General features: G+C 43.7%; 11 protein-coding genes. 5 read left to right on the top strand and 6 right to left on the bottom strand.

What is annotated here, in order from left to right; genetic code table 11:
• The first annotated feature begins 91 nt into the window (after window positions 1–91).
• Complete coding sequence (locus APB76_RS03170) at window positions 92–1,219, top strand: acyl-CoA desaturase (RefSeq protein WP_054962962.1); 1,128 nt, start codon at window positions 92–94, stop codon at window positions 1,217–1,219.
• Window positions 1,220–1,266: 47 nt separating this feature from the next.
• On the opposite strand, the gene APB76_RS03165 is transcribed toward APB76_RS03170, so the two are convergent.
• The 4 genes from APB76_RS03165 to APB76_RS03150 all read right to left on the bottom strand — a co-directional run bounded on the left by APB76_RS03165 (window position 1,267) and on the right by APB76_RS03150 (window position 4,679).
• On the bottom strand, window positions 1,267–2,040 hold the full coding sequence (locus tag APB76_RS03165; protein WP_054962963.1) for a substrate-binding periplasmic protein: 774 nt from the start codon (window positions 2,038–2,040) through the stop codon (window positions 1,267–1,269).
• 191 nt (window positions 2,041–2,231) lie between these two features.
• Complete coding sequence (locus tag APB76_RS03160) at window positions 2,232–2,738, bottom strand: GNAT family N-acetyltransferase (RefSeq protein ID WP_049846129.1); 507 nt, start codon at window positions 2,736–2,738, stop codon at window positions 2,232–2,234.
• Between the two features lie 70 nt (window positions 2,739–2,808).
• Entirely contained in the window at window positions 2,809–4,068 is a 1,260-nt protein-coding gene (locus APB76_RS03155; protein WP_054962964.1) for a DEAD/DEAH box helicase, read from the bottom strand.
• A gap of 35 nt (window positions 4,069–4,103) precedes the next feature.
• Window positions 4,104–4,679 (bottom strand): acyl carrier protein phosphodiesterase, encoded by a 576-nt coding sequence (locus APB76_RS03150; RefSeq protein WP_049846127.1) that lies wholly within the window; start codon window positions 4,677–4,679, stop codon window positions 4,104–4,106.
• Window positions 4,680–5,257: 578 nt separating this feature from the next.
• Between APB76_RS03150 and APB76_RS03145 the strand changes: the two genes are divergently transcribed.
• Complete coding sequence (locus tag APB76_RS03145) at window positions 5,258–6,460, top strand: aromatic amino acid transport family protein (RefSeq protein ID WP_054962965.1); 1,203 nt, start codon at window positions 5,258–5,260, stop codon at window positions 6,458–6,460.
• 158 nt (window positions 6,461–6,618) lie between these two features.
• On the top strand, window positions 6,619–7,755 hold the full coding sequence (gene msrB / locus APB76_RS03140) for a peptide-methionine (R)-S-oxide reductase MsrB (protein WP_054962966.1): 1,137 nt from the start codon (window positions 6,619–6,621) through the stop codon (window positions 7,753–7,755).
• A 216-nt stretch (window positions 7,756–7,971) separates the two neighbouring features.
• On the opposite strand, the gene dbpA is transcribed toward msrB, so the two are convergent.
• The gene (gene dbpA, locus APB76_RS03135; RefSeq protein WP_054962967.1) at window positions 7,972–9,348 is read right to left on the bottom strand and encodes an ATP-dependent RNA helicase DbpA; all 1,377 of its coding nucleotides are present in this window, start codon (window positions 9,346–9,348) and stop codon (window positions 7,972–7,974) included.
• 107 nt (window positions 9,349–9,455) lie between these two features.
• Window positions 9,456–10,109, bottom strand: a complete 654-nt coding sequence (folE, locus tag APB76_RS03130) for a GTP cyclohydrolase I FolE (protein WP_054962968.1) — start codon at window positions 10,107–10,109, stop codon at window positions 9,456–9,458.
• A 158-nt stretch (window positions 10,110–10,267) separates the two neighbouring features.
• Here folE and moeA point away from each other — a divergent pair, with 158 nt between their 5' ends.
• A complete protein-coding gene (gene moeA / locus APB76_RS03125; RefSeq protein ID WP_054962969.1) occupies window positions 10,268–11,503 on the top strand; it encodes a molybdopterin molybdotransferase MoeA in 1,236 nt (411 codons plus the stop codon).
• 9 nt (window positions 11,504–11,512) lie between these two features.
• Window positions 11,513–12,262 (top strand): molybdopterin-synthase adenylyltransferase MoeB, encoded by a 750-nt coding sequence (moeB, locus tag APB76_RS03120; RefSeq protein WP_054962970.1) that lies wholly within the window; start codon window positions 11,513–11,515, stop codon window positions 12,260–12,262.
• The last annotated feature ends 17 nt before the right edge of the window (window positions 12,263–12,279 follow it).

Here is a 12,279-nt window from a genome sequence, read left to right as displayed (position 1 = left end):
GTGAGTTGAACATCAAACTCCGCGATTGAGTTTGACTTACACTTGTACGCTGATATTCTAGCGAACAACTGTTAGCTGAAAGGAAGTCACCATGTCGGGCTCTAGCAAACCACCTCTGATTTGGTTAAACATATTTATCTTTTTATCTTCGTTCATCGTCTCTATTGCTATCGTTCCTTGGTATGGCATTACGGCGGGGTACGGTGTTGAACACCTATTCTGGTTTTTAGCCGCTTTTTCTTTTTGTAATCTTTCAATTACCGCAGGTTATCATCGCCTCTGGTCACACAAAACCTATGAGGCTCACTGGTCTCTACGTTTTCTTTTTGCATTAGGAGGTGCTTTTGCCCTACAAAACAGCGCTCTGCACTGGAGTTCTGATCATCGTATCCACCATAAGCATGTCGACAACAACGATAAAGACCCATATTCGGCCAAACGGGGTTTTTGGTTTTCTCATATTGGTTGGATGTTACGTGAGTACAAGACGAATTCGTATGTAGATTACAGCAACTGCCGTGACTTACAAAAAGACAAGATTGTTATGTGGCAGCACAAATACTATGTACCACTCGCAATTGTAACTAACTTTGGTATTCCTATCGCGATTGGCCTACTACATGGCGATATTGTGGGTATGCTTCTAGCCGTTGGCGTATTGAGACTGGTACTAAGCCATCATTCGACTTTCTTTATCAACTCTTTGGCGCATATTTGGGGAAGTCAACCTTACACTGATAAAAATACCGCTCGTGATAACGCAGTCTTGGCTGTATTCACGTTCGGTGAGGGCTACCATAATTACCACCATATCTTTGAAAATGATTATCGCAATGGCATCTATTGGTGGCAATACGATCCGACTAAATGGCTTATTAAGTCGTGTTCGTGGCTAGGTTTGACCCAAAAGCTCCGAGTTACTCCTAAGCTTAAGATTGAAAAGGCGAAAGCTAAACAAGCTCTTAATACCGCCTCTCGCAACGTCAGTAAGCTACCTAACGCCCCCTTGATTAATGAAGCGCTGAACAAAGAGTTTGAAGCGTTGATGGGTAAAATGTCGGACTATTACGATGTAAAGAAACAAGTATTAGAATCGAAGAAAAATGATCTAGCCAAGAAGTACGAGAAATCTCTTCTTAAGCTGCGCTATCAACAAATGAAGCAAGAGCTAGCGACACAGAAAAAAAGTTGGGAAAGTATGGTTGCTCAATACGCTTAACTATAAAAACGGAAGCACTCGCTTCCGTTTTTATTTTGTTTACAAAGTTATTTAATAAAGTCGTTGACGATTTTATCAATTTCTCCACTTTGCTTCATTTCAGACAATATTTTGTGATATTCCGCCTTGAAGTTCTCTTTATATGGAAAACTAGCGCCATTGGTTACGATACCTAAGAACCCCTGCTCTGAGCTAATCGTCGCCCCTTCGACCACACTTTGACCATCGTACTTGCCCTCGTTTTGAAGCTTCTTCAACTCCCACTGAATTGACAATGCGTCGTTCATGTAACAATCAATACGACCCGCGATGAGTTTTAGTAGGTTTTTAGGTGTCCCTTTCGTTTCGGTGACTTTGATTTTTCCCGCCTTCACTGCAGACCAAAACTCGTCACCGCCCGCCGAAAAACCTGCATTATTACCAATAGTTAAGCCTAGGTAGTCATTTGGCCAATTCGGTTTGGCACTGCTCAAAACTGACTTTTGACATACAACGACCAACTTTTCATCTAAGATAGGTACGTCATATTCCATATAGGGTCTTTGCTCTGGTCTTTTATAAGGAGGGTAAAGCGCAAATATCTTACTGCCTTCAATTTGAGATAACCCTCGCTTCCAAGGAGTGCCTTTCAAGGTGATGTTATAGTCAGGCATCTTGGCAAAGATATTCTCTAAAACAACAGTATAGATCCCTGTCAGTCTGCCGCTTTCAACATAGGAATAAGGTGGGTAGGTGTCATCACCGTAAATAGTAATATCTGTTTTTGCTACGGCGGTAGTAGATAACAAAAGTGCACATACCAGCGTCAGAAGTAGTCTCATTGTAGCCCCCATTGAATCTATGGATAAACCTTTGCGTTATCGCTAAGTAATAGTCTATGTAAGGGTTAAGTCAAGGTTATCAAAGCAGAACTCTGATTCAATCTTGATAAAGTTGGTACTTTAGTTTACTGATATTAAAGAGGTATTATTAAGAATTAGATCCTAATTAAAATATTCTGAAACAAGATGGTTTATCTAACCAAGAGTTTAAATTCGATACAGTCGATTGATTCACCATGCAACTCGGCATAGTCGTGAACAACTTTGACTGGTTGGAAACCATTACTTGTGAGTACATTCTGTGAAGCAGGGTTTTCCGTCGCAGCATAAGCAAACAGTTTGTTGATGCCCTTATCTTTAACGATTTTCGTCACTTCCGAAACCGCCCACTTAGCGACACCTCGATTTATCGACGCTTTCCCTACACGATAACCTAAATGAGCGGTGCTCCTCACCGAGTCAATGTTAGTCAAATTTATCCTACCGATAATTTGATTTTGGCCATTTTTGATCAGCAAAGGAACCATCTCATTACATTGATAGTCGAGTAGGAACTCACGGATATGCTGCTGAACTCCTTCCTGAGAATAGAAGCCCTCTTCACGTGGCGGTATAAACGCCTCGAACCAAGTTTGATTAGCCAACTCAAACTCTAACAACTCGTCTGCATCTTTCAATGTAATGAGGGTTAACTTCACGACTACGTTCCTTGATCAGATTCCAAAGTAGTAGGCTTAGTTGCTAACAACGCCAGCCTTGTCTCTTTAACTATCTCTTCTTACCGCGATTGGCATGAATCTTAAGTTTCGCTTTCATTCTACGCTTATCAGCGTTACGCCCTCTTCTTTGTGGCGACTTTTCAGGCTCAACTTGTTCAATCAGACTCGGCTCAAAGCCTGGCAGCCATTCTTGAGGCAGTTTACTGTCGAGTAAGCGTTCTATCGCTTCGAGTAGGTACTCTTCATCGCGACTCATTAACGATACCGCAAAACCTTCCTTGCCTGCACGACCTGTTCGTCCGATTCGATGGACATAGTCTTCTGCCTTATACGGCATATCAAAGTTAACCACCTGCTCAAGCTGTTGAATATCTAGGCCACGAGCGGCTACATCGGTGGCAATAAGCGCTCGAATTTGGCCTGACTTAAAATCATCCAGCGCTTTCTGTCGTGCTCCTTGGCTTTTATCACCATTAATTGACGCCGCCTTGATCCCATCAAGCTTCAGCTCTTTTGCTAGGGCATCGCTACCTTGCTTGGTTTTGGTAAACACCAGCACTTGCTGCCAGTTTCTTGAGCCAATCAGGTATGCCAATAGTTCCGCTTTGCGCTTTCTATCAACCGGATACACCATCTGCTTCACCGTTTCAGCAGTACTGTTAGACGGCGTTACTTGTATTTCAACCGGCTCATTAAGCATTTTATAGGCGATGGCTTTGATTCGTTTATCAAAGGTTGCAGAAAAAAACAGCGTTTGACGTTCTTCATTACAGCGCTTAAGGATACGTTTGATATCCGGCATAAATCCCATATCCAACATACGGTCCGCTTCATCCAATACTAAGTATTGCGTTTTGAACAAGTTGATGTTTTTGCAGAACATATGATCGAGCAAGCGCCCAGGTGTAGCAATCAGTATGTCGCAACCCTCATTCAGGTTACGAGTCTGTACATTCATGCTGGTACCACCATAAGCGGTGACGATTTTTATTGTCGTCTCTTGCGCATATTGAACTAAGTTATCGTACACCTGTTGTGCTAACTCTCGGGTAGGCACAAGTACCAGAGCCAGCACATCATTATTTTGAGGATCGCGTTTCACATCAGACGCAATCAGCTTCTGCAATATAGGCAGACCGAAAGCAGCAGTTTTACCCGTACCGGTCTGGGCACCAGCAAGGACATCTGCACCATCAAGAACATGTGGAATTGCCTGTGCTTGTACTTCGGTTGGTTGGCTAAAACCGAGTTTGTCAGTGGTTTGGGTAAGTGTTGAGCAAAGCCCTAGTGCTTCAAATTGTGTCGACATGCGCGTAACCTTTAATTGCAAGGCCGACGATTCTATCAAAAACTTTTGCTCGCAGTTAGCACATCAGGGTAGAAGGTTGAGAATGTCTCAACCAAGTGGTCATAATTTCGCTCAATATGTGGAAAACAATCACTTAACCGCTCCATTCTGGGAGACCGACCAGACATCCGTTGCAACGCATATTCAATATTGTCTAGGTGCTGGTAAGACTCCAACCAACGTCCTTGCCACATCGCGGAGGAAACACGTAAGAAGCGCTCAGGTAGTTCATTGTGGCTGTCGAGAGATACACGATGCTCTGCTTGTTGGCAAAACTCATTCAGTGAGTTCGAGTGGAACTGACTCCACTGTTTAGCTAAGCAGTGATCCCAAAACATATCCAAAGCGATACCTGAAAAGCGCCTTACTCCATTTGGAAACAAGCCTTTTACTTCGAGAACTTGCTCATGATGGTCTGTGAATGAATCGACATATCGGTGCAGGCGCACGCCTTGGGAGACGTTGTTTGGAAACTGAGATTCAGGATTACCTTTTACAAAATCACCTAGCAAGTTGCCAAGTAAATTCGAATCGCAATGATCTGCAATGTGTAAGTGGGCGAGATAGTTCAATCAATTAGCCTTGCAATAACGTCTTCTTTTTCAATAAAAGCACAAAGCCAGCGCGAATGCACTGGCTCTTTCCGTTTGCTACCTTAGTAGCGATATCATTGTTGAAGAATTGTTATTTGAAGATTTCTTCTGCGAGTTCTTCAATTGACTGCTCATAATCTGAGAGCTCAAAGCCAATTTCCATCGCATCTAATAGCTCAAGGCATTCTTCGTTTTCTGTTTGGTCACTCATTCTGACCTCCTTAATAAAAACACTTCTTAGAACCCTATTCGGACTCTCACTCGAATATGCGGGTTTATTGTTCCTTTTTAAAGCACTTATATGACAGTTTTTTGAAAGGGCAAAGTAAATTGTGGTGACGATTTGAAATTCATCCCAAGTAAACGTTTACGTCACCCACTTCCCACCACTTTGTATAGGAACCTTTACACCAATAGTGATATATATGTACATTCCCCTTGATTATGTTCGATATATTTTACACAATCACCAACATTGCAGCTAGTTAGGCTATGTTCTGTTTATTAATTAGCCAAAACAGCCATTAAAATCAACCTAATGTAAAGAATATTATACAATGACAAAATCAAAGGTATTGGGTAGTACTTTGATCATTGCGGGTACCACCATTGGTGCTGGCATGCTCGCACTTCCCCTCGCATCGGCCGGAATCGGTTTCTCAACATCACTTATGGTCATGGTTGCACTTTGGGCCCTTATGGCATACACCGCTTTATTGATGATTGAAGTCCACCAACACGCAGATCAAGATGCGACATTACATTCACTCGCGAAGCAGTTTTTAGGGACAAAAGGGAAATGGATCGCTAGCTTTGCCATGATGTTTTTGTTCTATGCACTGTGTGCAGCGTACATAGCTGGCGGTGGGGCACAGTTTGCCGAGCGTATTGCAAGCTTCACAGACATTGAGGTTTCGAACACTACATCAACGGTAGTCTTTACACTAATTGTGGCTAGTGTAGTTGTGATTGGTACCGCGACAGTCGATAAAGTGAACCGCGTATTATTTTTAATCAAGATCGTTGCGATGGCGATGGTGCTGACGTTTTTGGCACCGAATGTCACCGAATCTTACCTTTTGAGTATGCCGGTTGAACAAGGGTTGGTGATTGCCGCTATTCCGGTCATTTTTACGTCATTTGGTTTCCACGGTAGCATCCCTGCAATTGTTAACTACTTAGATGGCCATACCCCGTCGCTGCGCAAAGCGATTTTGATTGGCTCTGCGATTCCTTTAGTCGTTTATGTGTTTTGGCAAATTGTGACGCTAGGCGTTGTGAACCAATCTACGTTGCTAGAGAACCAAGGGCTTAGCGCGTTAATTTCGACGCTCTCGACAACTGTCCATGCTTCTAGCTTAGGTCAAACGATCGGACTGTTCGCCGATCTAGCACTGCTCACCTCGTTTTTGGGAGTAAGTTTAGGTTTGTTTGAATTTTTGGGTGACACGCTTAAGAAGCAAGGCAAAGGACATTCACGAACCTTGGTTGGCTTAATTACTTTTGTTCCACCGATGGGCTTCGCTCTTTTCTATCCACAGGGCTTTATCATGGCTCTTGGTTATGCAGCCATTGCACTGGTTGTTCTTGCGATTTTCTTACCCATATTGATGGTTAAGAAGGCCCGTGTACAAGCCGATGACGAGCATTACCAAGTATTTGGTGGAAACCTTGGTTTAGCCGTTGGCAGTACGGTTGGTGTATTAATAGTTGGCGCACAAATTCTTATTACTGCGGGTGTTCTCCCATCTTTGGGATAACAGCTGCCGTTTAATTCCAATCTTTTAAAAGACGCGTTCCCAGCGTCTTTTTTGATCTTCAACGAAAGCAAACCAATAAAACTTATATCAGATTGGTAATTTTTTCTTGCTTTGGCCGTTCTTATTAATCGATAACGAAAACAATCGATGAGGTTGATATGAAAGTAAAGTTTAAGTTTGTCCTATCCGCGATCGCAGCCGTTGCTGCCCTCGCCTCTTTTGTAGGTACAGCAGACAGTGACATGCCGAAAAACACAACGTCAAAAGGATACGAAGTTGCCACGCTAGCAGGAGGCTGCTTTTGGTGTACCGAATCAGACCTAGAAAAATTCAACGGCGTAATTGACGTTATTTCCGGGTATTCGGGTGGCGAATTAGAAAGTCCAACCTACAAACAAGTGTCTTCTGGAAAATCGGGACATATCGAAGTAATAGAAGTCAAATATGATCCGAAAGTCGTCAGCTATGAGCAAGTCCTAGATCAGTTCTTTCGTCATATAGACCCAACAGACAATAAAGGTTCGTTTGTTGACAGAGGCCCGCAGTACCGCCCTGCAATCTTCTACCACAATGATAAGCAGAAGATGATTGCCGAGCAGTTTATGGCAGAGATCGATGATCTTGGAGTTTTCAAGAAATCATTGAAAACGGAGCTGATTAGATTTGAAAAGTTTTGGCCTGCTGAGAACTATCATCAAGACTATTACAAACGTAATAAAGTGCGCTACAACTACTATCGCTATGCCTCTGGGCGAGACCAATATCTTGATGAGATCTTTGGTGATGACCGTGATGAAAATCCAGTTACGCTGCGTCAATTGATCGATGAGAAAAACACCGTTGCTAATATCAAGGCTTACAGCAAGCCTTCAGATAAACAAATCAAAGCTAAATTGACTGATTTGCAATATTACGTGACACAAGAAGAAGGCACTGAACGCGCATTCAAAAACAAGTACTGGGACAACAAAGAGCCAGGTATTTATGTTGATATTGTTTCTGGCGAACCACTGTTTTCGTCAACGGATAAATATAAATCTGGTACAGGTTGGCCAAGTTTTACTAAACCAATAAACAAAGGTTATGTAGTAACAAAGACCGACTTCCACCTACTCTACCCAAGGACTGAAGTAAGAAGTCGTTTTGCAGATTCGCACTTAGGTCACGTATTCAAAGATGGTCCTGCTCCCACGGGCTTGCGCTACTGCATGAATTCCGCCGCGATGAAATTTATTCCTCTATCAGAAATGGAAGCTGAGGGTTACGCGGAATATCTATACCTATTCGACAGTTAATCCATCCAACCGTCGACCTTAGAGCCAATCCACAGAGGTTGGCTCTTTTTTGAGTGAAGAACAGGAGAGTACGACTCAAACAGTCCGCTTGTTCAGCGAGATATAGGTTGGATGACAAACTTGGGTGTGGTTTATAAGTTCTCTGATTGATTTTTTTGATGCCAAACATAGACCCCAGAAGTTGTGTACAACTGGGGGCTTGAGATTGCTACTGAGTTACTTCATGACTCGTGCTTTGAAATTACGACCTTTCATTTTGCCTGTTTGCAGTTGTTTAAGTGCGGGTTTAACGATGTCATGCTCTACTGCGACATAAGACACCATCGCAAGAATATTGATCTTACCGATCTTCTTACCATCAAGACCTGCTTGCTTGGTGAGTGCACCTAAAATATCGCCCGCTCGTACTTTCTGTTTTTTGCCACCTAAGATTTGAATGGTTTGCATCTTTGGATAGAAAGGACGCTCAACTCGTTTTTCAGGCAGTTGTGAAGGCGAAATCGCAATATCCATATACTCATCAATTCGCGCGACACGGTACTCTTCTCTCTCGTTATAGAAACTAAACGCTACTCCTTTTGAACCAGCACGTCCGGTTCGGCCAATACGGTGAACATGTACTTCCGGATCGCGTGACAGTTCGAAGTTAAACACAGCATCAAGGTTGTCGACATCAAGACCACGTGCTGCTACGTCAGTTGCCACAAGAATCGAAATACTCTTGTTGGCAAACATGGTTAATGCTTGTTCACGCTCACGTTGCTCCATGTCGCCATGCAGTTCAACCACACTGAAGCCACGGTGGCTGAGTTCATCCGCAACATTTTGCACTTCCTTCTTGGTATTACAAAAAACGACTGAAGATTCAGGTTTGTGAGTCAACAACAGTGCTTCGAGTGCATCATCTTTTGCTTCTGTATTATCCAACTTGTAGAAACGCTGCTCGATGGTAGTTTTTTGGTGTGTCGACTCCACTTTCACCATTTCTGGCTTAACCATCACTTTTGCGGCAAGCGACTCAATGTTATCTGGGAAGGTGGCACTAAACAACAGTGTTTGTCGCTTGATAGGCGCGGCGTCGATGATCGTATCAATCGCCTCTTCAAATCCCATGTCAAGCATACGATCAGCTTCATCCAGAACCAGAGTATTCAGTTCATCAAGATTGATACGTCCTTTAGACATATGATCAAGGATTCGACCTGGAGTTCCGACTAATATATGAGCGCCATGTTCAAGCGAGCCAATTTGCGGCCCCATAGGCATACCGCCACACAGCGTGAGTACTTTAATGTTGTGGATACCGCGCGCGAGCGTACGAATTTCCTTCGCGACTTGATCTGCTAACTCACGCGTTGGGCACAGAACCAAAGTCTGTACTCGGAATCGCTTAACGTTTAAGTTGCTTAGTAACCCTAAAGAGAATGCCGCCGTCTTACCAGAGCCCGTTTTACCTTGACCAATCACATCTTTACCAGCCAATACCATTGGCAGTGCTTGCTGCTGGATAGGGGTCATCTCTGTGTAGCCCAAGCTGTCGAGTGTTTCTAATAGTTCTGGGCGAAGACCAAGTGTCTTAAATGAATTCGTCACAATATTAACCTTAATGGTTTATCGAAAGAGCATCTCTCTCGATTTAAAAAGTAAAACCGCCTCATTATAGAAGCGGTTTTGAATAAGTTGATAACGCAGTCGCTGCCCTATCGAATTCCGTGCAGGAACTCATGTCGCGTTGCAGGGATAGACTTAAAGATGCCACCTAACGCTGTGGTAGTGGTTTCGCTCGTCGCATCCATCACACCGCGAGACTTTACACAGTAATGCGTTGCATCGATGGTTACCGCTACATCATCTGACTCAAGTAACGTTTGCAAAGCAACGAGGATCTGTTGGGTCATGCGCTCTTGGACTTGGGGGCGTTGAGCGAAGAAGCGAACAATACGGTTGATTTTTGAAAGGCCAATGATCTTGCCGCGCGGAATATAAGCGACTGCGGCACGGCCATCAATAGTGACAAGATGGTGCTCACACGTACTTGTCACGGTAATATCTTTGACGCGAACCATTTCGCTCACGTTCATTTTGTTTTCGATCACCGTGATTTTCGGGAAGTTTGAATAGTCTAAACCAGAGAAGATTTCATCCACATACATCTTCGCAATACGATGCGGTGTTTCTTCAAGACTGTCATCGGTAAGGTCAAGTTCCAGCAGAGATAATATTTCACGCATATGGTGTTGGATTTTTTCTTTTTTCTCTTCTCGACTGAACTGATTAGGCGCCATCGGCGTCTCTAAGCCTCTCTGTTCTAGCGCATCTTTTACTAACTTTGCGGATTCGCTAAGACCTGACATACCACTTCCTCTTATTTACCCCTTTAGGATGGCTGACAAGGATACTCGGATTTTTGAATAATTACACCCATATTTTATCGAAGGTCATTATTGCACAAGGCTTTGTGTGGTAGAGTGGCCTGATTATCTGACAATAATAAAAGTATAGGATTTTTTATATGGGATGCTGTGACGCACCTGGCTTGATGCCAATCGAAGACGCGATGGATAAAATGCTGTCGCCAATCAAACCTATCCAAACGACTTTACAACTTCCTCTGGCTGAAGCGATCGGTTTTGTCCTAGCTGAAGACATCCTCTCTCCTATTTTTGTTCCTCCTTTTGATAATTCAGCGATGGACGGTTACGCGATTCGATTAGCAGACCTAGCTGAAAACCATGTCATGCCTCTTACAGGTAAGTCTTTTGCAGGCCAACCTTTTGAAGGGGACTGGCCAAAAGGTACCTGCATTCGCATTATGACTGGCGCAAAAATCCCCCAAGGATGCGATGCGGTCATCATGCAAGAAAATACTCAAGTAGTTGAACAAGGTATTCAGTTCAATCAGAGCGATGTGAAACCACAGAACAACATTCGACCAACGGGTGATGATATCAATCAAGGCGACGTGGTTTTACATAAAGGTGCCCGACTGACATCTCGTGATATTCCCATGATTGCCACTTTGGGCATTAGCCATGTCACGGTTGTTCGTAAACCTCGAGTCGCTTTTTTCTCAACTGGAGACGAACTTAAGCCACTCGGCGAAACCTTAGCTGAAGGTCAAATCTATGACAGTAACCGTTATGGTATTAAGCCATTGATCGAAAACTTTGGTTGTGAAGCCATTGACCTTGGAATCATCCCAGATTGTCAAGAAACACTAAAAGCAACGTTCGAAAAAGCACAGTCTCTGGCTGATGTCGTTGTCACTTCTGGTGGTGTAAGTGTTGGTGAAGCAGACTACACCAAAGATATTCTCGAAGAACTTGGGCAAATTGGTTTTTGGAAACTAGCGATCAAACCTGGTAAACCTTTCGCATTTGGTAAACTTTCAACAGCATGGTTCTGCGGATTACCAGGCAACCCTGTTTCAGCCGTATTAACTATGTATGTCCTTGTTCAGCCTTTGCTGGCCAAGCTTGCAGGTCATAGTGAATGGAAAGCGCCAGAATCGATCCCAGCGATTACGCGTAGTGCGTTTAAGAAAGCACCGGGGCGTACCGATTACCAACGTGGCATCTATTCAATTGAGGATGGTAAATTTATTGTTGAGACAACTGGTAACCAAAGCTCAGGCGCGTTCCGTTCAATGAGCTTAGCAAACTGCTTTGTTGTTCTTGAGCGTGACCGTGGCCGAGTTGAAGCGGGTGAAACCGTCAACATTCAGTTATTCAACCCAACTCTGTACTAGAGGTAAAGTTTGGAGATCTTATCTGACCAAGAAATGCTGCGTTATAATCGCCAGATCATTCTTAAACAGTTCGACTTTGATGGTCAGGAAGCGCTAAAGCAAGCCTCTGTACTGATTTTAGGTGCTGGTGGTTTGGGTTGTGCCTCTAGCCAATATCTCGCGACGGCAGGTATCGGCAAGCTAACTCTGATTGACGACGATGTGGTTGAACTTTCTAACCTTCAGCGACAAGTATTACATCACGATGCTGATGTCGGGACGAAAAAGGTTCTCTCTGCGTCTAATTCGCTCAAACAGCTTAACCCACACCTCGAGGTTGAGACGATCGATAGACGACTTAGTGATAGAGAGCTTTCAGAACTAATCAAGAAGCACAGCTTGGTTCTCGACGCCTCAGATAATGTCGAAACCAGAAATCAACTTAATAAGCTCTGCTATGATCTAAAAGTACCTTTAGTTTCCGGAGCCGCTATCCGAATGGAAGGCCAAATCAGTGTCTTTACCTACCAAGATGAGAGCCAGCCTTGCTATCAGTGTCTAAGCGCATTGTTTGGTAACGCGACCCTAAGCTGCGTCGAGGCGGGGGTGATGTCTCCTGTCGTTGGCATTATCGGCGCGGTGCAAGCCATGGAAGCAATTAAAGTGATCGCAAATTATGGAGCACCTAAACAAGGCAAGATTCTAATGCTTGATGCAATGAGTATGTCTTGGCGTGAAATGAACTTAATTAAAATGCAAAATTGCTCTGTTTGCGGTTAGGTTAGCAAGGCAGTAAG

Source organism: Vibrio bivalvicida, from assembly GCF_001399455.2.
Lineage (GTDB): Bacteria > Pseudomonadota > Gammaproteobacteria > Enterobacterales > Vibrionaceae > Vibrio > Vibrio bivalvicida.
Note: the sequence above shows the minus strand (reverse complement) of the source record. Positions and strands in the feature narration are given on the sequence as shown.